Source organism: Streptomyces sp. NPDC001204 (assembly GCF_053598035.1).
Genome location: NZ_JBSFJL010000014.1, coordinates 132,442 through 158,330 on the forward strand (window position 1 = coordinate 132,442; position 25,889 = coordinate 158,330).

The following is a 25,889-nucleotide window of genomic DNA, read 5'->3' on the forward strand; positions in this document are numbered from 1 at the left end:
GCGGGACCCGCGCCCGCGCCCGTTCCGTCAGGCCAGCCGTCTCGCGCCCGCCGAGGGAACCGCCTCGAAGACGCGCGGCGTCCGGTGGCCCGCGGCGGTGAAGGAATGTTCGATCGCCTTGGTGAGGGCGGGAACGTCGGAGGTGTCGGTCAGGACGATCGCCGAGCCGCCGAAGCCGCCGCCGGTCATCCGGGCGCCGAGGGCGCCGGAGGCGAGGGCCGTGTCGACGACCAGGTCCAGCTCCGGGCAGGAGACGCGGAAGTCGTCGCGCAGGGAGGCGTGGCCCTCGGTCAGGATCGGGCCGATCGACCGGATGTCGCCCGACTCCAGGAGGGACACCACCCGTTCCGCCCGCTCGTCCTCGGTGACGACGTGGCGGACCAGCCGGGCCACCTCCTCCTCGCCGGCCAGGTCGGCCAGCGCCGCGTCCAGGCCGTCGTAGGGGATGTCGCGCAGGGCGTCCACGCCCAGCAGGGCCGCGCCCTTCTCGCAGCCCGCGCGGCGCCTGCCGTACTCGCCGCCGCTGTGGGCGTGCTGGACCCGGGTGTCGACGACCAGCAGGCACAGGCCCTCGGAAGCCAGGTCGAAGGGGATCTGACGCTGGGACAGGTCGCGGGTGTCCAGGAACAGGGCGTGGCCCGACTCGCAGCAGGCCGAGGCGGTCTGGTCCATGATGCCGGTGGGGGCGCCGACGTAGACGTTCTCGGCGCGCTGGCACAGGCGGGCCAGTTGCCAGCCCTTCAGGCCCAGGGCGTAGAGGTCGTTCAGGGCCAGGGCGACCACGACCTCCAGGGCCGCGGAGGAGGACAGGCCGGCGCCCGTGGGGACCGTCGACGCCAGGTGGACGTCCGCGCCGGTCACCTCGTGGCCCGCCTCGCGCAGGGCCCAGACCACGCCCGCCGGGTAGCCGGTCCAGTTCCGGTCGGACTCCGGGGCCAGGTCGTCGACCCGCAGTTCCACCGGCGGTCCCGGCACATCGGCCGAGTGCAGCCGCAGCACGCCGTCGTCGCGGCGCGCGACCGCGGCGGTCGTGACGTGCGGCAGCGCGAAGGGCATCACGAAGCCGTCGTTGTAGTCGGTGTGCTCGCCGATCAGGTTGACGCGGCCCGGCGCCGCCCAGACCCCCTCCGGCTCGGCGCCGTACAGCTCGGTGAAGCCTTCCCGGACCTCAAGTGCCCCCACTTAGCGCTCCCTTGCGATGTGCTGCGCGAACTCCCAGGCATCCGCGACGATACCCGCGAGATCCGTGCGGGACGGGTTCCAGCCGAGCTTTTCGCGGGCGGCCGCCGCCGAGGCGACCAGGACCGCCGGGTCGCCGGCCCGGCGCGGGGCCACGACCTCCGGAACGGGGTGGCCGGTGACCCGCCGGACGGTCTCGACGACCTCGCGGACGGAGAAGCCGTTGCCGTTGCCGAGGTTGCACACCAGGTGCTCGCCGGGCCGGGCCGCGTCCAGGGCCAGCAGATGGGCCTCGGCGAGGTCCGCCACATGGATGTAGTCGCGTACGCAGGTGCCGTCCGGGGTCGGGTAGTCGTCGCCGTAGACGGAGATCGCCTCCCGCCTGCCCCGGGCGACCTGGAGGACCAGCGGGATCAGGTGCGACTCCGGGTCGTGGCGTTCGCCGTACGCGCCGTGCGCGCCGGCCACGTTGAAGTAGCGCAGCGAGACCGCGCCCAGGCCGTGGGCCGCCGCCTCGCCGGCGATCATGTGGTCGACGGCGAGCTTGGAGGCGCCGTAGGGGTTGGTGGGCCGGGTGGGGGCCGTCTCGACGATCGGGACCCGCTCCGGTTCGCCGTAGGTCGCCGCCGTGGAGGAGAAGACCAGCGTGCGTACGCCGGCCTCGCGCATCGCGGCGAGCAGGGCCATCGTGCCGCCGACGTTGTTCTCCCAGTACTTCTCCGGCTTCACCACCGACTCGCCCACCTGGGAGAAGGCGGCGAAGTGCAGCACCCCGGCGAAGGAGGGATCCAGCCACTTGGCGGCGTCCCGGATGTCGCCCTCTACGAAGGAGGCGCCCGCGGGCACGCCCGCACGGAAGCCGGTGGACAGGTTGTCGAGCACGACGACCTCGTGACCGGCCTCCAGCAGGTGCTGGGCGACCACGCTGCCGACGTAGCCCGCGCCGCCCGTCACCAGGTACTTCCTGCTCATGAACCCGCTACCTCCCGCAGTCGCTCGGCCGCACGCTCCGGCGGCACGTCGTTGATGAACACGTTCATGCCGGACTCGGAACCCGCGAGAAACTTCAGCTTGCCGGAAGTGCGGCGGATGGTGAAAAGCTCGAGGTGGAGCGCGAAGTCGTCGCGCGTGACACCGCCGAACCCGGCCGGCACGCCGAGCGGCGCCTGGTGCCAGGCCGCGATGTACGGCGTCGGCGGGGCGCCCTCGCCGAAGAGCCGGTCGAAGCGCCGCAACAGGTCCAGATAGATCCCGGGGAACTCCGCGCGCGCCGCCTCGTCGAGTCCGAGCAGGTCGGGGACCCGGCGCCGGGGGTACAGGTGGACCTCGTAGGGCCAGTGCGCGGCGTACGGCACGAAGGCCACCCAGTGGTCGCCCTCGACGACCACCCGCTCGCCGGCCAGTTCGCGCTCCAGGACCGCGTCGAAGAGGTTCTCCCCGCCGGTGGCCTCCTGGTGCGCCGCAAGTGAGCGCAGCATCAGCGCGGTGCGCGGGGTGGTGAAGGGGTAGGCGTAGATCTGGCCGTGCGGGTGCCCCAGCGTCACGCCGATCTCGGATCCGCGGTTCTCGAAGCAGAACACCTGCTCCACGGAGGGCAGTCGGGACAGCTCCGCGGTGCGGTCCGTCCACGCGTCCAGGACCAGCCGGGCCTGCCGCTCGCTCAGGCCGGCGAACGAGGCGTCGTGGTCCGAGGTGAAGCAGACGACCTCGCAGCGGCCGAGGTCGCCGGTCAGCGAGGGGAAGCGGTTCTCGAAGACCACCACGTCGTAGGAGGAGTCGGGGATCTCGCTCAGGCGGTCACCCGTGGACGGGCACAGGGGGCACTCGTCGGCCGGCGGGTGGTAGGTGCGGCCCTGGCGGTGGGAGGCGACGGCGACCGCGTCGCCGAGCAGCACGTCCCGGCGCACCTCCGAGGTGGTGACCGTCGGCTCCAGCGGGCGCCGGTCCACCGCGTCGCGCACGGTGTCGTCCCGCAGGTCGTAGTAGACGAGCTCACGACCGTCGGCCAGCCGGGTCGAGGTCTTCTTCACTGCCGGAACTCCCTACTGGTCCCCGGGCCGCCGGTCCGCGAGCCCACACCCCGTCGGCACTCGACCACCCCAACACAATCAAACATAACACTTCACAATTCACCACCCCCTTTTAGATCACGATCGAACAAAGCCCCTCAACAAAAATGTTCAATTACTGAACGTGGAGGCGTAGGTTCCCGCTGGACCAGTTCGCGCGGCGAAGTGAGTTCACATGCAAACCCCCACATCCCCACCCGTGCATCCGGCGGCAGGACTACGACTCCCCACGAACGGACTCGACCACGCGATCCTCGCGATCTACTTCGCCGTGGTCCTCGGCATCGGCTTCGCCGCCCGCCGCTCGGTGAGGACCAGCCTCGACTTCTTCCTCTCCGGACGCTCCCTGCCCGCCTGGATCACCGGTCTCGCGTTCATCTCCGCCAACCTGGCCGCCGCCGAGATCCTCGGCATGGCGGCCAACAGCGCCCAGTACGGCGCGTACACCGTGCACTGGTACTGGATCGGCACCATCCCGGCCATGGTCTTCCTGGGTCTGGTGATGATGCCCTTCTCCTACGGCTCCAAGGTGCGGTCGGTACCCGAGTTCCTGCCGCTGCGCTTCGACAGGCCGGCGCATCTGCGCAGTTCGACCCTGTTCGCCTTCGCCGCCGTCCTGATCGCCGGCGTGAACCTCTACGCCCTCGCGGTCGTCGTCGAGGCGCTGCTGGGCCGGCCGCAGTGGGTGGCGATCGTGGTCGCCGGCTTCTTCGTCCTCGCCGATCACCCGGCACCCACCATGCGACCGTACGCGCGACACCCGAACAGTCGCACCCCTCCACCGATGCGATCACCCCGATCAGCGAACGCCAGGCACGCGCGTTCGAGTTCGACCGGCTCCACCGGTCGGGCCGTCAGGGCGCTCCGCGCCCTGGAATCCGGATGCGGCGGCACTCCGCGCCGCTGTCACACGATGCGATTCCTACCCGGTCTGAACGGCGGGCCTCCTCGCAAGAGAGCAGGTGACCCGGGCGCCCCCGTCCGGCGCGGGAGAGCCGGGCCGGACGACGGGGTCACGGCAGCGGGCCCGCGCGGTCCAGCAGGCCGGTGCGGGCGGCCAGGGCCGCCGCCTCCAGCCGCGAGCCCACCCCGAGCTTCATCAGGACCCGTTGGACGTGGGTCCGGGCCGTGCTGGGGGCGATGCCCATGCCGGCCGCGATCAGGCGGGTGTCCTCGCCCTCGGCGACCCGGACCAGGACCTCCACCTCGCGCGGGGTGAGCATCCGCAGCAGACGCTGGCCCTCGTCGTCCGGTGGGGCGGCGGGGTTCAGCAACTCGCCGAAGGCGCCCTGGAGGAGTTGGGGGGCGACGGCGGCCTCGCCCGCCCTCGCCTTGATGATCGCCCGCTCGACGCCCTCGATGCGCTCGTCATGGCGTACGTATCCCGAGGCCCCCGCCGCGAAGGCGGCCGCGATGCCGCGCGGGGACGGAACCGGGCCGAGCACGACCACCGCGACCTGCGGGCGCTCCCGCTTGATCTTCACCACCGGGTCGAAGATGCCGGGCTCGGCCGGTGTCGCCGTGCCCAGCAGGCACACCTCCGGAGCGCGGTTGATCACCAGGTCCGCCGCGCCCGCGGCCGGCGCCGCGGCGGCGAGCACGCGGTGTCCGCGCAGCTTCAGCGCCGAGGCCAGCGCCTCGGCCAGTAGCCGGTGGTCGTCGACCACCATGAGCCGCACTCCCATCGAGCCCCCAGTCCCCCCAAGGATGTCCACAGCCCCGGGCGGCGGCCCCCCGGCACGCCCGCCCGTCATGCCCCCGGAAGCTACACGCTTGTTCGACGTCGCGCTGCCCCTACCGGCGAGAAGTACCCCCGGATCGGCGGACTTTTCGCATTCCTCGCATTCAAAAGTCATTTCGAGGGTCATGCGGGGGAGTTGAGTGGTACGCGCACGGCCCCGCCCCCGGTCGGGGACGGGGCCGTCTCGTTCCGGCCGTGCGGCGGATCAGCCGCCCGCTCCGAAGGCCAGCGCCAGGTAGTCCTTGCCGAGGGACGAGGACGACGCCTTGCGGGCGTAGATCGACGACATGTAGAGGTGACCCTGGGAGTAGAGGAACTCCGCGCGGTCCGGGGACATGGAGGTCTCCGCGTCGCGCACGTCCCGCGAGGCCGGGTTCTCCAGCAGCCTGGTCTGCTTGAAACTGCCGCCGTCGATGCTGACGATCTGGCCGCCCTTGTCGTAGGGCGGGCTCTTGTACGCGATGACGTCGGCGCCGTCCATGCGCAGCGGGTAGATGTGGTAGCCGTCGCCCGCGTCGGCGCGCTGGCCGGTCTGCTTTCCGGTGCCGAGGTCGAACGCGACGACCTCGTTGGTCTTGCGGAACTCTTCGCTGCCGTCGTGGTCCTCGGTGGGCACGTACAGCCGGTCGTTGCCGACCGCGAGGCCCCGGCAGTCCTCGACCCTGCTGATGCCGTCGCAGCGGGCCGCGTAGGTGTCGCCGGGCGCCGAGATGTGGGCGCGCAGCTTGCCGGTCCCGTTGTCGATGGAGAAGAAGTCCGAGATGCCGCTGCCGTCGCCCGCGCTCTGGCCCACGTCGGCGGCCACGACGAGCGGGGCGGTCGAGACGATCGCGGCGTACTCGATGCCCTGCGACATCTTGTACTCCGAGATCACCTTGCCGGACTTCGGGTCGATCGTCTGGATGTGCAGCTGACGCTGCCCGTACTGGCCGCACTTGCGCACCGCGACCAGCTTCGCACCACCGCCGTACCCGGCGTCGTAGCAGGTGTCGGCCGCCTTCGGGGCCCACAGGGCCTTGCCGTCCGCGATGTCGAAGGCGGCGCCGCCGCTGGTGCCGCCCACGGCGACCGTGCCGCCGCTGACGGTGACGTTGTCGAGCCTGACGGGCTGGTCACCGGACTTGACGGTCTGCGTCCACAGCTTCTTTCCGGCGTCCAGGTCGATCGCCGCGACCTGGCTGCAGCCGTGCGTGGGCTTGTCCTTGGTCGGCATGGCCGGCTCGTAGACGATCGCCGTCCTGCCCTCCGGGGTGGCGTGCTTGCTGGCCTCGCACACCGGGCCGGGCAGCTCGATCGTCCACAGCTTGGTGCCCTTGTCCCGGTCGTAGCCGACGACCTCGGCGACGCCGCTCTTGACGTACGCCTTGTCCGTGAGCCACGAGCCGGTGGTGGTGACCAGGTCGCTCACCTCGGGCATCGGCACCTGGTAGAGGACCTTGGCGGCCGGGTCGGACGGCGCCTTCTCCGTGCCGCCGGAGGCGGACTTCCCGTCGTCTCCCTTGCCGCCGGTGCCACCGCTGGAACTGGCGGTGTCCTGCTTGCCGCCGTCGGACCTGTTCGAGTACCAGATGCCGGTGCCGATGATCAGCGCGATCACGACGACGGTCGAGACGATCATCACCACCTGGGCGTTGATCTTCCGGCCTCCGGCCTGCGGCTGCACCGGCACGGTCGGCGGCCGGCCGGGATAGCCGTACCCGGGCTGCTGGGCGCCGTACGGGTTCGGCTGCGCGGTGGCGGACTGGGCGTAGGGGTTCGGCTGCAGGCCCGGGTAGCCGTAGCCGGACTGGGACTGCGGAGGTCCGGCGGGGGGCGGCGGCGTCTGCGGGGCGCCCTGCGGTGTCTGCGGGTAGCCGTAACCCGGCGCCGGCTGGGGGGACTTGGCGAAGTCCGGACCGCCCACGGGCGGCGTCTGCGGAGGTTGTGCGGGCTGCTGCGGCTGCTGGTCCCGCGGCGGGCCGAAGCCGCCGGGCTGCGGCGGCTGGTTGGGCGGCGGGGGCGGCTGGGACATGGCGGGTGCACCTCGGGGGAAGCGGAGGGGGCGGGACGACGGGGAAGCCGGGTGGCCGGAACGGCGTGCGGCGCCGGCCGCGCGTGGCGCGGCCGGCCGGGCTCACTTGCCGTAGGCGAGCATCAGCTTCTCCTTCGTGTCGGCCTTTCCGCGCAGCCGGGTGGTGGAGAGGTAGAAGCGTCCGTCGACCCAGTCGACGGCCCGCGAGTAGAAGCCGTTCTCGATCGACGCGGTGCCCTCCGGGTTCTGGAGCAGCTTGACCGGAGTGTGGGCCGAGCCAGCCGTCGCCACGGACACGATCTGGCCGCCCGCGTCGTACGACGGCTCGACGTACACGATGAGCTGCCCGTTCTCCACCTTGAGCGGCATCATCGAGGTGTCCGTCGGGGACTTCACACGCCACTTCTCCTTGCCGGTGGCGAGGTTGAGGGCGACGATCTCGTTGGCGCCGGTGGTGACGTCGGTGGGCAGGTAGAGGGTGTCGGCGTCGGAGGCGACGGCCTGGCAGCCCTGGAGGTTACGGGCGAGGATGGCCCAGCCGCACTGGGCGTTGAAGTTCGACTTGGTGTCCACCTGGGAACGGATGGCGCCGCCGCTCAGCGTCGAGATGTTCCAGTGCTTCTTGTCCTTGTCCACCGAGTACACGACCACCGGGTCGACGGAGTAGACACGCTCGACCGACCAGTCCTTGGGGATCTTCTTGGTCCACCTGACCGCGCCGGTCGCGGGGTCGAGTTCCTGCACCTCGTCGTGCTCGTTCGAACCGCCGGCCCCGCAGGACGCCACGGAGATCAGCCGGGCACCGCCCGCGAAGGCGCCGGGGAAGCAGGCCTGGCCGTAGCGCCGCTTGTCGAAGAGCTTCTTGCCGCTGTCGACGTCGTACGCCGTGCCCGACTGCGAGCGGCCCACCATCAGCGTCTTGCCGGCCACGGTCATCTCGATGGTGAGCGTGCTGTCGAACAGCTCGCCGTCCTCGACCTTGACGGTCCAGCCCTTCGCGCCGGTGTTCAGGTCGATCTGCTGGAGCTGGTTGCACTTGGCGCGGTCGCTGCTGCCGCTCATGTAGGCCACGACCACCTTGTCGTCGGCCGTCTTCTGCGGTGTCACCGCGCAGATCTTCTCCGGGAACGTGATCGGTTCCCAGGTGGGCCCGCCGTCACCGACGTTGTAGGCGAAGACCTGCTTGTACGCCGCCTTCACCGCCGTCCTGCCGGTGATCCACATACCGGGGGCCTCGGCGCCGCCACCGGGCGCGGCGGGCGCCTCCTTGTACCAGAGCACCCTGGCCTCGCCGGACTTGCGGCCCGCGTTGAGGTCCTCCGTCTCCCCCTTGCCGTCGCCGCTGCCGTCACCGGGGTCGACCGGGGCGTCGGAGGCGGCGGACTTCGAGGGCTTCGCGTCGCCGCTCGCGTCGGCGACCGGCTTCTTGCCGCCGTCGTCGCCGCTGACGGCCCAGACCGTGACACCGGCGACGAGCACGGCGGCCACCGCGGCGCCGATGATGGCCGCGGTCCTGCCCTTGAACGGGCTGCCGGAGCCGCCGGGGGGCGGGGTACCGGGCGCGCCCCCGAAGTACGGCTGCTGCGGGTAGCCGTAGCCGGGCTGCTGCCCGTACGGCCCCGGCTGCTGCGGCTGCCCGTACGGGCCGGGTGCGGCGGGCGCGCCGTAGGGGCCGGGCTGGGCGTAGGGACCGGGCTGCTGCGGGTAGCCGTAGCCGGGCTGCGGCGGTCCGGCGGGCGGGGGCGGCGGGGTCTGCGGCGGCTGGGCCGGGGGCGGGGGCGTGGCCTGGCGCGGGTCCTGGGGGGCACCGAAACCGCCCTGCGCCGACGGGTCCTGGGGAGCTCCGAAACCGCCCTGCGCCGGTGGGGTCTGCGGCGGCCCGAAGCCGCCGGGCTGCGGCGGCTGGTCCTGCGGCTGATGCGGCTGATCCTGCGGTGCTCCGAAGCCGCCCTGGGGCGGCCGGCTGGGCGGCTGAGACATCAGCGCGCTTCCCCCTCAATCACTGCTTTTTAGCCACGCCCTGAGGTACCCGAAGAACCCAGAGCCGTCCGGGAAAGTCCCCGGACGGCTCATTCCTATCACTCGCAACCTGCCCGCCACCGGGCCGCGTCGGCCCCTGTTCCCAAGGGAGGACCGGCCCGTGACGCGCCCGTTATGCGTGGCGGACCCGGGGGACTCTCCTCCAGAAAACCGCCACGCCGCGTTCACACGACGCGTGCGCCCCGCCCCCGACGGGACCGCCCGCAGCGCTACGCGTCCTCGGCGAGTTCGAGCCAGCGCATCTCCAGTTCCTCCCGTTCCCCCGCCAACGCGCGCAGCTCGGCGTCGAGTTCGGCGACCTTCGCGAAGTCGGTGGCGTGCTCGGCGATCCGCGTGTGCAGCGTGGACTCCTTCTCGGAGATCCGGTCCAACTGCCGCTCGATCTTCTGCAGTTCCTTCTTCGCGGCGCGCAGTTCGGCGGCGCTCCGCTCGGGCGCGGCCTGCTCGGCGACGGCCGACGGGACCGGGGCGGCGGCCGCCGCCTGCTGCTCCATCCGCTGCCGCCGCTCCAGGTACTCGTCGATGCCGCGCGGCAGCATCCGCAGCGCGCCGTCGCCGAGGAGCGCGTACACCGTGTCGGTGGTGCGCTCGACGAAGAAGCGGTCGTGGGAGATGACGATCATCGAGCCGGGCCAGCCGTCGAGGACGTCCTCGAGCTGGGTGAGGGTCTCGATGTCGAGGTCGTTGGTGGGCTCGTCGAGGAAGAGCACGTTGGGCTCGTCCATGAGCAGGCGCAGCAGTTGCAGACGCCGCCGCTCACCGCCGGACAGGTCGCCCACCGGCGTCCACTGCTTCTCCTTGCCGAAGCCGAACGTCTCGCACAGCTGCCCGGCGGTCATCTCCCGCCCCTTGCCGAGGTCGACGCGCTCGCGCACCTGCTGCACGGCCTCGAGGACCCGCCAGTCCGGGTCGAGTTCGGCGACCTCCTGGGAGAGGTAGGCGAGCTTCACGGTCTTCCCGACGGCGATCCGCCCGCCGACGGGCTGTGCCTCGCCCTCGGTGCGGGCGGCGTCCGCCATGGCCCGCAGCAAGGAGGTCTTCCCGGCGCCGTTGACGCCGACGAGACCGATCCGGTCACCCGGCCCGAGGTGCCAGGTGACGTGCTTGAGCAGCACCTTGGGCCCGGCCTGCACGGTGACGTCCTCGAGGTCGAGGACGGTCCTGCCCAGCCGGGAGGAGGCGAACTTCATCAGCTCGCTGCTGTCCCGCGGCGGCGGCACGTCCTTGATCAGCTCGTTGGCGGCCTCCACGCGGAAGCGCGGCTTGGAGGTGCGGGCGGGGGCGCCGCGCCGCAGCCAGGCCAGTTCCTTGCGGATCAGGTTCTGCCGCTTGGCCTCCTCGGAGGCGGCGATGCGCTCGCGTTCGGCGCGGGCGAAGACGTAGTCGGAGTAACCGCCCTCGTACTCGTACACCGCCCCGCGCTGCACGTCCCACATGCGGGTGCAGACCTGGTCGAGGAACCACCGGTCGTGGGTGACGCACACCAGCGCGGAGCGGCGCTCGCGCAGGTGCCGGGCCAGCCAGGAGATGCCCTCGACGTCGAGATGGTTGGTGGGCTCGTCCAGGACGAGCAGGTCCTGCTCCTCGATGAGCAGCTTGGCGAGTGCGATCCGCCGCCGCTCACCGCCGGACAGCGGTCCGATGACGGTGTCGAGGCCCTTGGGGAAGCCCGGCAGGTCGAGCCCGCCGAACAGTCCGGTCAGGACATCCCTGACCTTGGCGTTGCCCGCCCACTCGTGGTCGGCCATGTCCCCGATGACCTCGTGGCGGACGGTGGCCTCCGGGTCGAGGGAGTCGTGCTGCGTGAGCACCCCGAGCCGCAGTCCGCCGGAGTGCGTGACCCGTCCGGTGTCGGCTCCCTCCAGCCTGGCCAGCATCCGGATCAGCGTGGTCTTGCCGTCACCGTTGCGTCCGACGACCCCGATCCGGTCCCCTTCGGACACACCGAGCGAGACACCGTCGAGCAGGGCGCGCGTGCCGTACACCTTGCTGACGTTCTCGACATTGACCAGGTTGACGGCCATTTCACTCCTGTGCGCGGGGGTCGGTCAGCTTTCTAGCGTAGGGCCTCGCGAGCAGGGGACGGTGCGCGAGAGAACGGTCACTCTTTGTGATGACATGATCGGGATACGGCCGCTACGGTGGGAAGGCAGGGCCCAGGATCCCGCCATGGGAGGAACCATGACTGCCGAGCCCATCCCCGAGGTGACCGTGCCCGAGCCCGAGCCGGCGTCCCGGTGGCCGATGCCGCCTCAGGACGGCTGGACCGTGGACGACCTGCACACGCTGCCCGGCCTCCCGCCGCACACCGAGATGATCGACGGGAGCCTGGTCTTCGTGAGTCCGCAGCGCTATTTCCACAGCATTGTCATCGACCTGCTGGTGAGCGGCCTGCGCCGGACGACTCCACCGAGGCTGAAAGTCACCCGGGAGATGACCGTCGTCATCGACCGCAAGAACGGGCCGGAACCGGATGTCTCCGTGATCCGCGCTGAGGCGGTGACCAGCCGCAGCCAGACGTCCTTCCGGGCCTCCGACGTCGTCCTCGCCGTGGAAGTGGTCTCGCCCGACTCCGAGTCCCGCGATCGCGACACCAAGCCGCGCAAGTACGCCGCCGCGGGCATCGACCACTTCTGGCTGGTGGAGATGGTGGGCGAGGAGGAGCGGCCGGTCGTCTACGTGTACGAACGCGATCCGGTCACCAAGACCTACATCGTCACCGGAATCCACCACGACCGTCTGAAGCTCTCCGTCCCCTTCGACATCGACATCGACCTGACGGAGATCGACACCCTCTGACCGGGCCGCTCAGAGCACCGTGGCCCCCGGCGCGGGCCCCGCCGCCACGCGTACCGCGCGGCACGTGCCGGACTCCCGCAGGGCTCGCGCCACCGTCCCCGCCGACTCGGCGTCCGCCACGAGGAACGCCGTCGTCGGCCCCGACCCCGACACCAGGCCCGCCAGGGCCCCCGCCTCGCGGCCGGCCGCGAGGGTGTCCGCCAGCGACGGGCGCAGGGAGAGCGCGGCGGGCTGGAGGTCGTTGGAGAGCGCGGCGGCGAGGGCGGCCACGTCCCCCTTCTCCAGCGCGGCCAGCAGGTCCTCGGAGGCGGTCGGCTCCGGGATCCGGACGCCCTCGTTCAGCCGGTCGAACTCGCGGAACACCGCCGGTGTGGACAGCCCTCCGTCGGCCATCGCGAACACCCAGTGGAAGGTGCCGCCGACCTCCAGCGGGCGCAGCTTCTCCCCGCGCCCGGTGCCCAGCGCCGCCCCACCGACCAGACTGAACGGCACGTCGCTGCCCAACTCGGCGCAGATGCCGAGGAGTTCGTCGCGGGAGGCGTTGGTGCCCCACAGTGCGTCACAGGCCAGCAGCGCGCCCGCGCCGTCCGCGCTGCCGCCCGCCATGCCCCCGGCGACCGGGATGTCCTTGGCGATGTGGATGTGCACGTCGGGGCTGCGGCCGTGGCGTTCGGCGAGGACGAGGGCGGCGCGGGCGGCGAGGTTCGTACGGTCCAGGGGGACCTGGCCGGCGTCGTCGCCCGCGCAGGTCACGCGCAGCTCGTCGGCCTCGGTGACCGTGACCTCGTCGTACAGACCGACCGCGAGGAAGACGTTCGCCAGGTCGTGGAAGCCGTCGGGACGGGCGGCGCCGACCGCGAGCTGGACATTGACCTTGGCCGGGACGCGTACGGTGACGCTCACTTACCGGTCTCCTTGTGCTCGGCGATCCGTGCGAACTCCTCCACCGTCAGCGACTCGCCCCGCGCCTGCGGGGAGACCCCGGCGGCGACCAGGGCCGCCTCCGCCGCCGCGGCCGACCCGGCCCACCCGGCGAGCGCGGCGCGCAGGGTCTTGCGGCGCTGGGCGAAGGCCGCGTCGACGACGGCGAAGACCTCACGCTTGGTGGCGGTGGTCGCGAGCGGTTCCGTGCGCCGGACCAGGGACACCAGTCCGCTGTCGACGTTCGGCGCGGGCCAGAAGACATTGCGGCCGATCGCCCCGGCCCGCTTGACCTCGGCGTACCAGTTCGCCTTCACGGACGGCACGCCGTACACCTTCGAGCCGGGCGCCGCGGCGAGCCGGTCGGCGACCTCCGCCTGCACCATCACGAGGGTGCGCTCGATGCTCGGGAAGGTGTCGAGCATGTGCAGCAGGACGGGCACGGCCACGTTGTAGGGGAGGTTCGCGACCAGGGCGGTGGGCGCGGGGCCCGGCAGCTCGGTGACGTGCATCGCGTCGGAGTGGACCAGCGCGAAACGGCCGGCGCGCTCCGGCATGCGGGCGGCGACGGTCGCGGGCAGCGCGGCGGCGAGTACGTCGTCGATCTCGACGGCGGTGACCCGGTCGGCGGCCTCCAGCAGGGCCAGGGTGAGGGAGCCGAGCCCCGGGCCGACCTCGACGACCACGTCCTCGGGGTGGACGTCGGCGGTGCGGACGATGCGGCGGACGGTGTTCGCGTCGATCACGAAGTTCTGGCCGCGTTGCTTGGTCGGGCGTACGCCGAGTGCTGCCGCCAGTTCGCGGATGTCGGCGGGGCCCAGGAGGGCGTCGGGGGCGGGGCTGCTCACGGCACAAGGGTACGGGGGCGCAGGTGGCGTGATTGCCACGGCCGCCCGAAGCCGGGTCCGGCCCGCGGCCGCCCGAAGCGGAGGCCGGCGCGCGGGGAACGGCCCGCCCGCGGCCCCGCCCGCCTACCCCCGCAGCCGGTCGCCGCAGTGGGGCCAGGGGCTCGCCCCCCGGCTCACGTACAGCTTCTTCGCGCGGTAGGTCTGCTCCTCCGCGGGCGCGTCCTGGGGGCGGCCCCGGCCGCCGAGGCCGTGCCAGGTGTCTTCGTCGAACTGGTACAGGCCGCCGTACGTGCCCGAGGCGTCCACGGCGTCCGCCCGGCCGCCGGACTCGCACTGCGCGAGCCCCTGCCAGTCGAGGTGGTCGGCGCCCCGTACCGACCGCGGGTGGGGCTTGGTACCGACCTTCACGATCTGCGTCCGCGGCGCGCGCACCATCTCCGACTCCACGAGCCACGGCCGCTGCCGCACGCCGTTGACCGTGCGCACGGAGTACTCGACCCTGCGCACTCCCGGCCGTCCGGCCCGCTCGACGACCTCCGTCCCCTTGAGCAGGGCCGGGTCGGCGGTGCGTCGCACGGCGAACGGGATGAGTTCCTCGCGCGTCTCCCGGCTCCCGGTGATCCGCAGCACGGTGACCGTCTGCCCGTCGCGGGGGAAGCTGTCCGGCGCCACGGAGACGGTGTCCTGGCCCCGCAGGGTGATCCCGGCCTGCTCCACCACGTCCCGCACGGTCGCCGCGTTGGTGCGGACGGTGCGGGCGCGGCCGTCCGCCATGACGGTCACCAAACGTTCGGTGCGCACGTCGAGCGCGAGTCCGGCGCGTCCGATGGGCTTCGAGCGCGCGGCCGACAGATACGCCCCCTCCGCGCGCACGCCCAGCTCCCTGAGCGCCTCGTCGACCGTGCGCGCCGTCGTCCACACCTCGCGGCGGTGTCCGTCGAGTGTCAGCCGGACCGGCCGCCCGTGGCGGACGGTGATCTCGTCGCCGCTGGTGAGCGCGGCCTCGGGGTCGGGCAGCACCACGTCGTGCGGCCCGAGCCGCACACCCTCGTCGGCCAGCAGTCCGGAGACGTCGTCGGCGAAGGTGTGCAGGCTGCGCTCGCTGCCGTCGACGCTGAGCTCGATCGCCTTGTCCTCGGCGACGAACGCGGTGGTCCCGCCCGCCAGGAACGCGACGACCAGCGCGCGGGGCAGCAGCCGGCGCACGCACGCCTCGGGCCGCTCCGTGTACCACGCCCTGCGCCGCCGCGCGCCCCGGTGCGTGCCGCTCCCCGCGCCGCTCGCCGTAGCGCTCTCGGCCCGGCGGGTCTGGCGGGGCAGCACCGGCTGGGTGGGCTCGTGGGCGGCGGACCGGCCGAGGGCCTCGTACGCGGGCCCGTACGTGTCCGCGTACGGCGACCCGTGGGGCCCGTACGGCAGCGTCCGCGCGGTGTGCACGTCGTGGTGGAGTGCGGTGTGCTCGTACTGCTCGTACTGCTCGTACTGCTCGTGCGAGCTGTACCGCTGGTACGGGCCGCCGTACCGCCGGTACGCGTTGTCCTGCTCGTACGGGCTGCCGTACCGCCGGTACGCGTTGTCCTGCCGGTACGGGTTGTTGTACCGCTCGTACGCACCGCCGTACTGCTCGTGCGGGTGGTACGGCCCGTAGGACTCATACGTCTCGTAGGTCTCGTATGCGCCGTACGTCTCGTACGCCTCGTACCGCAGATCGCTCACGCGGCCAGAACCTAGCGGAGCGCCCGTCACTCTCCAAAGCGCTCCGGATGCGCTCAGTAGCCGAAAGCGCGGGCCGTGTTGACCGCCAGTGCCGTCGCCAGGGTGTCCTCGTCGATGCCACGCACGGCGGCCATCGCACGCACCGTGACCGGAACGAGGTACGGGGCGTTGGGCCGTCCGCGGTACGGCGCCGGGGTCAGGAAGGGCGCGTCGGTCTCCACCAGGACCAGCTCCAGCGGGGCGACGGCGAGGGCGTCCCGCAGGTTCTGGGCGTTCTTGAAGGTGACGTTGCCGGCGAAGGACATGTAGTAGCCGGCGCGGGCGCACACCTCGGCCATCTCCGCGTCGCCCGAGTAGCAGTGGAACACCGTCCGCTCGGGGGCGCCCTCCTCCTTGAGGACGCGCAGGACGTCGGCGTGCGCGTCCCGGTCGTGGATGACGAGGGCCTTGCCGTGCCGCTTGGCGATCTCGATATGGGCGCGGAAGGACCGCTCCTGCGCCGCCTTGCCCTCGGGGCCGGTGCGGAAGTAGTCGAGCCCGGTCTCCCCGACGCCCTTGACCTGGGGCAGCGCGGCCAGCCGGTCGATCTCGGCCAGGGCCTCGTCGAGCCCCGCGTCCCCGCCCGGCTCGCGCGCGCCCTGCCGCGACCAGCCGTCGGGGTCGCCGTGGACGATGCGCGGAGCCTCGTTCGGGTGCAGGGCGACCGTCGCGTGGACGCTGTCGTACGCCGCGGCCGTCTCGGCGGCCCACCGCGAGCCGTTGAGGTCGCAGCCGACCTGGACGACCGTCGTCACGCCCACCGACGCGGCCTTGGCCAGGCCTTCCTCGACCGTGCCGGACTGCATGTCGAGGTGGGTGTGGGAGTCGGCGACCGGTATCCGGAGCGGCTCCGGAAGCGGGGGCGCCGCGTTCTTGTCGGCGTTCGAAGGCATGCCCCGATCCTACGGAAGGGGCGGGTCCTCATCGTCCACCGCTCGTCGCGGGGCGGCGCTCAGCCCGCCTTGCGGTGGAAGGGGTGCAGCAGGTCCGACAGGTGCCAGTGGTGGTCGCCGTGGCCGGTGCGGGTGCCCTGCGCGCGGTCCGCCGCCTCCTCCCCCGGCGGGGACGTCCCGACCTGGTTCGCCACGGACGGCGCCGGATGGTGCCGGCGCTCCTCGTGCGGGTGCAGATGGCTCTGCGCGGACGACACCCGGCCGGCCATCATGATCCGGACGACGTGCCCGTCGCAGTTCTGGCAGCGCGGCCGGCTCAGCGGGGACGGCACGACGCGGCCGTCCGTCACGTACCGCACGCACTCGTTGCCGTCGCCGTCCGTGTAGTGCTCTATCTCGTACGACTGCTCCCATCCGTGCCCGCACCTCATGCAGGCGAAGGAGTAGGACTCGTTGACGACGGCCGTGGCCGTACCGCGGTGGCCGTACCGCCGCCCTGTGATGTCGCTCACGCCAGCTCCTCGTGTCCGCTGGACAAAGGGGACGGTTGCCGTCCCGTCGTCCAGTGAACTCCTCCGCCGTCGGCGGCGCACAAGGCCTGGGGAGTGTTGGAGGCGTTTTGGGCCCCGCTTGCCAAAGGGTCCCTCCAGCGGCCGAAGTCGCTTTGCCTTCCCGGACGGCTCTTTGCTACCCCATGGGGCGGCCGCTCATGAGAGATGCGCCCTGCTCAGAGCGGGTGTGAGCGGGGTCTCACGCCTCCGCGCGCTTGGCGGCGACCACCGCGTCGAACACCTCCCGCTTGGGCACCCCGGCCTCGGCCGCGACCGCCGCGATGGCCTCCTTGCGGCGTTCCCCGGCCTCCTCGCGCACCCGCACCCGCCGCACCAGTTCCTCGGGGCCGATCTCCTCGGGTCCCTTCTCGGGCGCCCCCTCGACCACGACGGTGATCTCGCCGCGCACACCCTCGGCGGCCCACGCGGCCAGTTCCCCGAGCCCGCCGCGCCGCACCTCCTCGTAGGTCTTGGTCAGCTCCCGGCACACGGCGCCCCGCCGCTCGGCGCCGAACACCTCGGCCATCGCCGCGAGCGTGTCGTCGAGCCGGTGCGGGGCCTCGAAGTAGACCAGCGTGCGCCGCTCGTCCGCGACCTCCCGCAGCCGGGTCAGCCGCTCGCCCGCCTTGCGCGGCAGGAATCCCTCGAAACAGAACCGGTCGACCGGCAGCCCGGACAGCGCGAGCGCGGTGAGCACGGCGGACGGGCCCGGTACGGCCGTCACCCGGACGTCCTGCTCCACGGCGGCCGCGACCAGCCGGTAGCCCGGGTCGGAGACGGACGGCATGCCCGCGTCCGTCACCAGCAGCACACGCGCCCCGCCGAGCAGTTCCTCGACCAGTTCCGGGGTGCGGGCGGACTCGTTGCCCTCGAAGTACGACACGACGCGCCCCTTGGGGGTGACGCCGAGCGCCTGGGTGAGCCGGCGCAGCCGCCGGGTGTCCTCGGCGGCGACCACGTCCGCGCCGGCCAGCTCCTCCGCGAGCCGGGGCGGCGCGTCCTGGACGTCGCCGATGGGAGTGCCCGCCAAAACAAGGATTCCATTCACGCACCCCATCCTCTCAAGTGCCGTCGCGGGCGGACGCGTCCCGGCCGGTACCGGCCATGCGCGGGACTCACACAGAACGGTTCCCTACGATGGCGCGGTGACCAGTACCGCGTCCCACACGGAAACCCGGCAGGGCCCGGCCCCGCACGACCAGCGGCCGACGTGGCAGCAGCGCCTGCGCCGCTTCGGCCACTCCGCGGGGCCCGCGAGCGGCGGCAGTGGCGTCGTCGACCGTCTGGTGCCGCCGTATGCGCGGCCCGGGGAGCGCCTGTGGGCGGCCCTCGGCATCCCGCGGACCCTCGCCGACCGGATCGTCCGCTGGTCGGGCTGGGGCGGCCCGTTGCTGGTCACGCTGGTGGCGGGCCTGCTGCGGTTCTGGAACCTGGGCAGCCCGAAGGCGGTGATATTCGACGAGACGTACTACGCCAAGGACGCGTGGGCGCTCGTCCACCGCGGCTTCGAGGTCAACTGGGACAAGAACGCCAACGACCTGATCCTCAAGACCGGCGGGCACATCCCGATCCCCTCGGACGCGGCCTATGTCGTGCACCCGCCGGTCGGCAAGTACGTGATCGGCCTCGGCGAGCTGCTCTTCGGGTTCAACCCGTTCGGCTGGCGCTTCATGACGGCCCTGCTCGGCACACTGTCGGTGCTGATGCTGTGCCGGATCGGCCGGCGGCTGTTCCGCTCCACCTTCCTCGGCTGCCTGGCGGGCGCGCTGATGGCGGTGGACGGCCTGCACTTCGTGATGAGCCGGACCGCACTGCTGGACGGCGTGCTGATGTTCTTCGTGCTGGCCGCCTTCGGCTGCCTGCTGATCGACCGCGACCGGGCCCGGGAGAAACTCGCCGCCGCGCTCCCGGCCGACGTCGACGGGCGGGTGCGGCCCGACGCGCACACGGCCGAGACGACCCGCCTCGGCCTGCGCCCATGGCGCTGGGCGGCGGGCCTCATGCTGGGCCTGGCGTTCGGCACCAAGTGGAACGGCCTGTACATCCTGGCCGCGTTCTGCGTCATGGCCGTGCTGTGGGACGTGGGCGCCCGCAAGGTGGCCGGCGCCTGGCACCCGTACACGGCCGTGCTGAAGCGGGACACCGGCATCACGTTCCTGGCCACGGTCCCGGTCGCGATCGCCGTCTACCTGGTCTCCTGGATCGGCTGGATCCGCTCCCCCGCCGACGGCAGCGGCGGCTACTTCCGCGACTGGGCCACGACCGACGGCAAGGGCGGCGCCTTCACCTTCCTGCCGGACTGGCTGCGCAGCCTGTGGCACTACGAGCACGAGGTCTACAAGTTCCACGTCGGCCTGTCCTCGCCGCACAACTACCAGTCCAACCCGTGGAGCTGGATCGTCGACGGCCGCCCGGTGTCGTACTTCTACGAGTCGCCCTCCCCCGGCACGGCGGGCTGTCCCACGGACGCCGCCGGCAAGTGCGCCCGCGAGGTCCTCGCCATCGGCACGCCGATGCTGTGGTGGGCGGCCTGCGCCGCGCTGGTGTACGTCCTGTGGCGCTGGTTCTTCCGCCGCGACTGGCGTGCGGGCGCCATCGCCTGCGGCGCCGCCGCCGGCTACCTGCCCTGGTTCATGTACCAGGAGCGCACGATCTTCTTCTTCTACGCCATCGTCTTCCTCCCCTTCCTGTGCCTGGCGGTGGCGATGCTGATCGGCGCGCTCGTGGGCCCGCCCGGCTCCTCGGAGACCCGCCGCGTCGCGGGCGCCACCGGCGCGGGCGTCCTGTTCCTGCTGATCGCCTGGAACTTCGTCTACTTCTGGCCGCTGTACACGGGGACGTCGATTCCGATCGACTCCTGGCGGTCGCGGATGTGGCTGGACACCTGGGTCTAGCTGGGCGAACACACCATGAGGGCGCGGCTGCCGGCCGTGCCCTCATGGTCGTTGTCGGTCGTCAGCCGTTGCTGCCGGCCGCCCTCGGACGGCCCGGAGACGGCCCCACGGCAGATTTACGGGCCGCGCGGCAGTCGGCGCATGATCTGGCCTTTACGGCGGCCCAGCAGCCCGGCGCCCCACGGATGCCCCACTGTCCGGCAAGCGAACAGTGAGCCAGGTTCCTATCGCCCAGCGTGGCGGCCCGGCCCCCTGCCCGAGGGTGCAGGGATGTTTCGAACCGATGTTGGCGGGCGTGCAACCCGCCGTGGGTGTTTGGGAGTACCTACGAGCGGACGTCCTAGTGCCGCGGCAGGCAACGTTTGCCCGTCAAGGAGCGGCGTCCGGTGCGTGCTCTCGGCGTGCCGGCCGGAAGTCCTCGTACTGGATGTACTTGGGCTTTCGGGCGGTGCGGCGAGAGTGCGTGCCGGGCGTCGAGACGGGGCGAACGTTGCCTGTCGGGGCACTAGTCGCGGCCACCGCTCCTGGTGGTCGCTGCAGGTCGGCGCGTGGGCCCAGCGCGCCGGCCGTCGAGGACCGCCCGGCGTGGTGTCGGGCGGCAGCTTTGAAGGAGAAATGCTCCGTGGCTCTCAGTTCTGCCAGGAAGGCAGCCATAGCGGCCGTCGCAGTCGCCGCGTTCGGAGGGATCTCGTTCGGTGCCTCCGCGATCGCGGCGACGTCGGGCCCGACCGCCCACTCGGCATCCGCACCCGTCTCCGTCGTTGCCAAGCGGTCTGCTTCCGCTCATCCGCAGGTGCCACAGGTGGTCACGCAGGTGATCGGCAAGGGCCGGATGGACGGGCACCGTTGGTCGGTGGTGTTGGAGTTCCACCGGACGCTGCCCAAGGGCTACACCCTGCCCACGTTTCCCAACGGGACCACGGCACCGGGCACATCACTGCTGTGCCAGCGCATGTTCATCGGCGGCGTCCGCATCGACCACCAAGGCGGCCCCTGGGCCGACTGCCAGCCCGTCACCGGCACACGGGACCCCCGGGCCTCAGCGGGAATGGGGCTGTGGGGCCTGCACGACAAGGGCCTCAGCGGCACCCGACTGATGGTGTCCAACCCCGAAGCCAACGTCGCCTACGGCGTGGTCTCCCTCTCCGACGGCACCCAGGTGAAGGCCACCACGGTCACCGTCCCCGGCACCACCACCTACCGCGCCTGGGCCGCACCCATCCCGAACGGACGGACCATCACCACAGTCGACCAGTACGACGCCCACCACCACCGACTCAGCCACGACACCAACTGGCGCTGACCACCGCCGCCAGCAGGTCGGGGATCCTGCACTTCAGCCGGAAACGCCTCCGCGAAGTCCCGGGAAACAGGCACAACCCGCAGGGTGCAACTACGCCTTCCCCTTAACCCGCAGCTTTACAGGCCGCGCTGACGCCGCCACCGCCGCCTGCTGTCCGTGCTCGGCCTCGCCCAAATCCGCAGTTGGCCGAGCCCCCCGTGCCGCTGCCGCCCGGACACTCCGGAGCGAGGCCTTGACCACCCACGAAGGAGCGCCGCCAGACATGGCAGGACACGCGCGCAGAACACCCGGCTCCCCGGAATCCGCCGGCAGGCGGCGGCGACGCCCCAAACGACACACCGGCCGGTGGGTCGCACTCGGCGTATCCGTGCTCATCCTGGGCACGGCTGCTGTGGGCGGCTGGCTCTACACACATCTCAACGGCAACATCAAGGGCGCCGACGTGGGCGAATCGCTCGGCGACAACCGGCCCAAGGCCGCGGCCGGAGGCCAGAACATACTGGTGATCGGCTCCGACAGCCGCGAAGGACTCGGCGACGCCTACGGCAAGAACCTCACCACCATGCAGTCCGACACCCTCATGCTGCTGCACATCAGCGGCGACGGAAAATGGGCCACGGCCGTCTCCTTCCCCCGCGACTCCTGGGTGCGGATCCCCGCCTGCGACAGCGGCAACGGCACGCAGTCCTCCGCCCACCACTTCAAGATCAACGAGGCGTTCGCGATCGGCGGCTCCACCGGCGACACCGCGAAGGCCACCGCCTGTGCCATCAAGACCATCGAAGCGAACACCCAGGTCCGCATCGACCACTTCCTGATCGTCGACTTCCGCGGCTTCACCGGCATGGTCAACGCCCTCGGCGGCGTCGAGGTCTGCCCGGAACAGGCCATCCATGACAAGAAGGCCCACCTCGACCTGGAGGCCGGCTGCCAGATCGTCAAGGACAAGAAGGCCCTGGGCTACGTCCGTGCCCGCTACAGCATCGGCGACGGCACCGACATCGGCCGCATCGGCCGCCAACAGGAGTTCATGCAGTCCCTCGTCACCCGCGCCAAGTCCAAGCTGTACAACCCCACCGCCCTCTATGGCTTCCTGAACTCCGCCACCAAGTCCCTGACCACCGACCCGGAGCTGGCCGACCTCGAGCAGCTCTACAGCCTGGCCTCCAGCGTCAAGGGCATAGCAACCGACCGAATCTCCTTTCTGACGGTCCCCAACTACCCGCGCGAACGTGATGTGCCCACCGACAAAGCCAACGTCACCTGGCAAGAACCTGCGGCCCGGCAGTTGTTCACCGCCATCAACCGTGACCGCGAAATGACGAAGAGCGACCTGAAGAAGGCCACCGCTCACCTGCCCGCCCCCGCAAACACGGTGCACATCACCGTCCTCAACGGCACCGGCACGAAGGGCGAGGCGCTGAAGGTCGCCGAACGACTGCGCGCCATGGGCTTCGAGATAACCGCAACGGGCAACGCACCCGCCCCGGTGACGACGAGCACCCTCACCTACCCACAGGGCCAATCCGACCAGGCTCAGGCACTGGCCGGCCGCCTGCCCGGCCTCACGCCCACACTCTCGGCACAGGCAGCGCCAGGCACGATCACATTGACCATCGGGCCTGACCTGCCCGACCCGGCCACCTAGAAGGCTCATGAAGATCCTGGTGAGGGGCTGCCCGGCCGTAGGCCGGGCAGCCCCCAGGCACTGAGGCCGGGATCGGGTGGCGTCCAGGGCGTGTCCGACGGGTCGGCACAGTCCCTGCGACTCTCCCGGCTACGCTCGCGCGGGGGCGCCCCGCGGCGCGTGGCTGCGGGGCGCCTTGTGGGGGTTTAGTCGACCGACTGCCCGTCGTACGTACCGCCCTTGCAGGGGTTGCCCGGCAAGTCGATCCGGGGCGTTCCGCCGCCCTCCTCGCACTGACCAGGGCTGACGACGGTTGGGGCACCCTTTGCGACGGCGGCGGTGGCGGTGGCGGCGCCTGTGAGGCCGAGTCCGGCGAGGGCTGCCGTGGCGATGACGGCGGCAAGGATTCGTCGAATGCGCATTCGGTTCCCCTTTCACGGATTGCCTCGGTTGGGGCACTAGCCAGCTTGAGCTTCGCCCATGTGGGCGGCACATCATGTTGCGCCATTCAGGTGACATGACTGTCGGGAGCGGGGCCGCTGACCCGGCCCGCCCAAGGCCTTCGCGACCGACTGGGAAGGCGGGACGGACGGCGGAGCGATGGCAGCTCTGGAGGTGGGGACGGCCTGCATGACGCGACCCGTCGGACACGCTCCGGCGCCGCGATCACGGCCGCAGGATCGCCGCCGTACACCACGTGAGGTTCGTCGGTCTCGGGAGGCACGAAGCGGCAAGCTCCTTCGCTGCGCCCCCGCCTCTGTCTGGCGTCGAATCTTCAAGATCACGGCCCAGAGGCGTGCCCAAGTCGCCTGATCCGGTCCCGGCCAGACGCAAATGCCCTGGTCGGGGCAATGCCTGGCCCCACCGCGCAGACTTCGTCTACTTCTGGCCGCTGTACACGGGGACGTCGATTCCGATCGACTCCTGGCGTTCAAGGATGTGGCTGGACACCTGGGTCTGAGTCAGCCGGCTGATCACTGTTCGGACACCATCCGAAAACAGCCCTCACAGTTGCCCCTGCCGCCACTTACAGTGCGGTGGGGCCGCAACGGGGAGGGAGCGCTTCCATGCGCAAGGGGGTCAAGGCCGCCATCGTCGGCGGGGTGTTCGCCGCGATGATCGGCGGGGCGGGATACGGGACGTACAACTTCGTGTCCGCGCTGAACGGGAACACGGTCGCGGCCAGCGGGCCGGCGCCCGCCAGGACCGGGCCACCGAGCCGGGACGAGGTGAAGGAGACCTCGGCGAAGTTCTTCGCGGCCTGGGAGAAGAACGAGGCGGCGGAGGCCGCGTCGTACACGGACTTCCCCGAGGCGGCCGAGGAGTTGCTCGCGGCCTACGGACGCGACGCGCACATCACCGATGTGAAGATCACGCCCGGGACCGCCTCCGGGGCCACCGTGCCCTTCTCGGTCAAGGCCACCGTCTCGTACGACGGGAAGTCCAAGCCGCTGGCCTACGCCAGCCGGCTGACCATCGTGCGGGGCGTGTCCACCCACCAGCCGCTGGTCGACTGGCAGCCCTCGGTCGTGCACCCCGGCCTGGTCAAGGGCGACACGCTCGTCACCGGGGCGTCGGCGTCCCCGCCGATCGAGGCCGTCGACCGGGACGGCGCCGTGCTGACCAAGGACAAGTACCCCTCGCTCGGGCCGATCCTGGACGAGCTGCGGGCCAAGTACGGCGACAAGGCGGGCGGCGAGCCGTCGGTCGAGCTGAGCATCCGGCACGAGGCCTCCGGCGCCGCCGAGACCCCGCTGATCACCCTGGCCAAGGGACGGCCGGGCAAGCTGCAGACCACCCTCCGCGCGAGTGCGCAGGCGGCGGCCGAGCGGGCCGTGCAGCGGTACTCCGAGTCGTCCGTGGTCGCCGTGAAGCCGTCCACCGGCGAGGTGCTCGCGGTCGCCAACCACCGGGCCGACGGCTTCAACGCGGCCTTCCTCGGCCGGCTCGCGCCCGGCTCCACCATGAAGATCATCAGCGCGGCCACCCTGATCGACAACGGGATCACGACGGCCGCCGGCCCCGCGCCCTGCCCGAACGAGGCGGTGTGGCAGAGCCAGACGTTCCACAACCTCAAGAACATGCAGCCCAATGAGCACGCCACCCTCTCGGAGAGCTTCGCCCGTTCCTGCAACACGGCGTTCGTGAAGTACGCGGACGAGGTCCAGGTGGACTCCCTGACCAGGGAGGCCGAGGAGCGCTTCGGGCTCGGCCGGGACAACTGGAAGGTCGGCATACCGTCCTTCGACGGCTCCGTCCCCGCCTCCGGCGGTCCGGACACCGCCGCCAACCTGATCGGGCAGGGCCAGGTGCAGATGAGCCCGCTGAACATGGCGTCGGTGACGGCGACCGCGATGACCGGCGCCTTCCGCCAGCCCGTCATCGTGTCCGCGAAGCTCGACGGCCGCCCGCTGGCCCAGGCCCGGGGCCTGTCGGCCGACACGGTCACCCAGCTGCGGCAGATGATGAACCGCACCGCCACCAGCGGCACCGCGGCCCCCGCGATGTCCGGGCTCGGCGGCAGCATCGGCGCGAAGACCGGCTCCGCCGAGGTCGACGGCCAGGCCAAGTCCAACAGCTGGTTCACCGGCTACCACAACGACATGGCGGCCGCCGCCATGACCCAGGAGGGCGGCCACGGCGGCGACGCGGCGGGCCCGATCGTGGCGGCCGTCCTGCGCACGGCGGGCTGACCGCCCCCGAACGATGGCACACCCGACCGGTCGGCCGGCATCGCCCGGCCGGTCGGCACGCCTGGTCCGACCGCACGCCTGGTCGGACCACGCGCCCGTAGGGCCGCACGCCTGGTCCGACCACGCGACCGTAGGGCCGCACGCCGGGAGGGGCCGCACGCCCGGTCGGGCTGGGAGGACGGGGCGCCCCGGAGGAGTGGAGGACCTCGGCGGGGGAGCCGGAACAGTCGTGCTGCTGGACCGGCCGGAATTCGTGGCCGCGGTCTGCAGGGCCGTCGCCGCCCAGGGCGGCACTGCCGCCCCCGCCACCCGGCCTCGTGACTGGGCGGTGCGGGCACGGTCGTCATCCAGCCCGCCCACACGAAGCCACCGAGGACCGGATGACCGAAGCACTCGGAGGGCCGGCCGCACCCGAGGACCGGGCAGACCCGAGCGCCGAGCAGGCCGGGTGGCCGGAGAGACCCGGGCAGACCCGAGCGCCGAGCAGGCCGGGTGACCGGAGAGACCCGGGCAGACCCGAGCGCCGAGCAGGCCGGGTGACCGGAGAGACCCGGACGGACCCGAG

19 protein-coding genes and 1 pseudogene are annotated in these 25,889 nt (G+C 71.8%); 6 read left to right on the plus strand and 14 right to left on the minus strand.

The features are described 5' to 3' along the window. Positions 1 to 27: 27 nt before the first annotated feature. The 3 genes from galK to galT are packed head-to-tail and all read right to left on the minus strand — an operon-like array spanning position 28 to position 3,209. The gene (gene galK, locus ACWC91_RS20810) at positions 28 to 1,182 is read right to left on the minus strand and encodes a galactokinase (RefSeq protein WP_450643328.1); all 1,155 of its coding nucleotides are present in this window, start codon (positions 1,180 to 1,182) and stop codon (positions 28 to 30) included. Beyond that, on the minus strand, positions 1,183 to 2,151 hold the full coding sequence (gene galE / locus ACWC91_RS20815; protein WP_450643330.1) for a UDP-glucose 4-epimerase GalE: 969 nt from the start codon (positions 2,149 to 2,151) through the stop codon (positions 1,183 to 1,185). Next, positions 2,148 to 3,209: a galactose-1-phosphate uridylyltransferase gene (gene galT, locus ACWC91_RS20820; protein WP_225074783.1), complete on the minus strand. Its 1,062-nt coding sequence runs from the start codon at positions 3,207 to 3,209 to the stop codon at positions 2,148 to 2,150. Before galT ends, galE begins: the two co-directional genes overlap by 4 nt. A 214-nt stretch (positions 3,210 to 3,423) precedes the next feature. Between galT and ACWC91_RS20825 the strand changes: the two are divergent. Next, positions 3,424 to 3,969 (plus strand): annotated as a pseudogene (locus ACWC91_RS20825) (sodium:solute symporter family transporter); the annotation flags it as partial. Positions 3,970 to 4,261: 292 nt separating this feature from the next. Here the strand turns inward: ACWC91_RS20825 and ACWC91_RS20830 are convergent. The 4 genes from ACWC91_RS20830 to ACWC91_RS20845 all read right to left on the minus strand — a co-directional run bounded on the left by ACWC91_RS20830 (position 4,262) and on the right by ACWC91_RS20845 (position 11,064). Continuing rightward, a complete protein-coding gene (locus tag ACWC91_RS20830; protein WP_225074782.1) occupies positions 4,262 to 4,933 on the minus strand; it encodes a helix-turn-helix transcriptional regulator in 672 nt (223 codons plus the stop codon). Between the two features lie 261 nt (positions 4,934 to 5,194). Continuing rightward, positions 5,195 to 7,000 carry an outer membrane protein assembly factor BamB family protein gene (locus tag ACWC91_RS20835; RefSeq protein WP_450726000.1) on the minus strand — a complete coding sequence of 602 codons (1,806 nt, stop codon included), beginning with the start codon at positions 6,998 to 7,000 and terminating at the stop codon, positions 5,195 to 5,197. A gap of 102 nt (positions 7,001 to 7,102) precedes the next feature. Beyond that, positions 7,103 to 8,980, minus strand: a complete 1,878-nt coding sequence (locus ACWC91_RS20840; protein ID WP_376500230.1) for an outer membrane protein assembly factor BamB family protein — start codon at positions 8,978 to 8,980, stop codon at positions 7,103 to 7,105. A 269-nt stretch (positions 8,981 to 9,249) separates the two neighbouring features. After that, the gene (locus ACWC91_RS20845) at positions 9,250 to 11,064 is read right to left on the minus strand and encodes an ABC-F family ATP-binding cassette domain-containing protein (RefSeq protein WP_225074779.1); all 1,815 of its coding nucleotides are present in this window, start codon (positions 11,062 to 11,064) and stop codon (positions 9,250 to 9,252) included. A 157-nt stretch (positions 11,065 to 11,221) separates the two neighbouring features. Here ACWC91_RS20845 and ACWC91_RS20850 point away from each other — a divergent pair, with 157 nt between their 5' ends. Next, positions 11,222 to 11,839, plus strand: coding sequence for a Uma2 family endonuclease (locus tag ACWC91_RS20850; RefSeq protein ID WP_225074778.1), 618 nt, complete (start codon positions 11,222 to 11,224; stop codon positions 11,837 to 11,839). A 9-nt stretch (positions 11,840 to 11,848) separates the two neighbouring features. Here the strand turns inward: ACWC91_RS20850 and ACWC91_RS20855 are convergent, their stop codons facing one another. From ACWC91_RS20855 to rsmI, 6 genes are all read right to left on the minus strand, one after another. After that, a complete protein-coding gene (locus ACWC91_RS20855; RefSeq protein ID WP_450644140.1) occupies positions 11,849 to 12,742 on the minus strand; it encodes a 4-(cytidine 5'-diphospho)-2-C-methyl-D-erythritol kinase in 894 nt (297 codons plus the stop codon). Then, positions 12,739 to 13,608, minus strand: a complete 870-nt coding sequence (gene rsmA / locus ACWC91_RS20860; protein ID WP_225074776.1) for a 16S rRNA (adenine(1518)-N(6)/adenine(1519)-N(6))-dimethyltransferase RsmA — start codon at positions 13,606 to 13,608, stop codon at positions 12,739 to 12,741. Before rsmA ends, ACWC91_RS20855 begins: the two co-directional genes overlap by 4 nt. A gap of 123 nt (positions 13,609 to 13,731) precedes the next feature. Further along, complete coding sequence (locus ACWC91_RS20865) at positions 13,732 to 15,045, minus strand: ubiquitin-like domain-containing protein (protein ID WP_450644142.1); 1,314 nt, start codon at positions 15,043 to 15,045, stop codon at positions 13,732 to 13,734. A gap of 332 nt (positions 15,046 to 15,377) precedes the next feature. After that, positions 15,378 to 16,256, minus strand: a complete 879-nt coding sequence (locus tag ACWC91_RS20870) for a TatD family hydrolase (protein ID WP_225074775.1) — start codon at positions 16,254 to 16,256, stop codon at positions 15,378 to 15,380. Between the two features lie 59 nt (positions 16,257 to 16,315). Next, entirely contained in the window at positions 16,316 to 16,768 is a 453-nt protein-coding gene (locus ACWC91_RS20875; protein ID WP_225074774.1) for a hypothetical protein, read from the minus strand. 238 nt (positions 16,769 to 17,006) lie between these two features. After that, positions 17,007 to 17,855, minus strand: a complete 849-nt coding sequence (gene rsmI, locus ACWC91_RS20880) for a 16S rRNA (cytidine(1402)-2'-O)-methyltransferase (protein ID WP_281156057.1) — start codon at positions 17,853 to 17,855, stop codon at positions 17,007 to 17,009. Positions 17,856 to 17,952: 97 nt separating this feature from the next. On the opposite strand from rsmI, the gene ACWC91_RS20885 reads away from it, so the two are divergent. From ACWC91_RS20885 to ACWC91_RS20895, 3 genes are all read left to right on the plus strand, one after another. Next, positions 17,953 to 19,701, plus strand: coding sequence for a dolichyl-phosphate-mannose--protein mannosyltransferase (locus ACWC91_RS20885; RefSeq protein WP_450644137.1), 1,749 nt, complete (start codon positions 17,953 to 17,955; stop codon positions 19,699 to 19,701). A 622-nt stretch (positions 19,702 to 20,323) separates the two neighbouring features. Then, positions 20,324 to 21,004 (plus strand): hypothetical protein, encoded by a 681-nt coding sequence (locus ACWC91_RS20890; RefSeq protein ID WP_450645027.1) that lies wholly within the window; start codon positions 20,324 to 20,326, stop codon positions 21,002 to 21,004. A gap of 262 nt (positions 21,005 to 21,266) precedes the next feature. Next, positions 21,267 to 22,652, plus strand: coding sequence for an LCP family protein (locus ACWC91_RS20895; RefSeq protein WP_225074770.1), 1,386 nt, complete (start codon positions 21,267 to 21,269; stop codon positions 22,650 to 22,652). 185 nt (positions 22,653 to 22,837) lie between these two features. On the opposite strand, the gene ACWC91_RS20900 is transcribed toward ACWC91_RS20895, so the two are convergent. Further along, the gene (locus tag ACWC91_RS20900; RefSeq protein ID WP_225074769.1) at positions 22,838 to 23,053 is read right to left on the minus strand and encodes a hypothetical protein; all 216 of its coding nucleotides are present in this window, start codon (positions 23,051 to 23,053) and stop codon (positions 22,838 to 22,840) included. A gap of 645 nt (positions 23,054 to 23,698) precedes the next feature. Here ACWC91_RS20900 and ACWC91_RS20905 point away from each other — a divergent pair. Further along, on the plus strand, positions 23,699 to 25,324 hold the full coding sequence (locus ACWC91_RS20905; RefSeq protein ID WP_450643447.1) for a penicillin-binding transpeptidase domain-containing protein: 1,626 nt from the start codon (positions 23,699 to 23,701) through the stop codon (positions 25,322 to 25,324). The last annotated feature ends 565 nt before the right edge of the window (positions 25,325 to 25,889 follow it).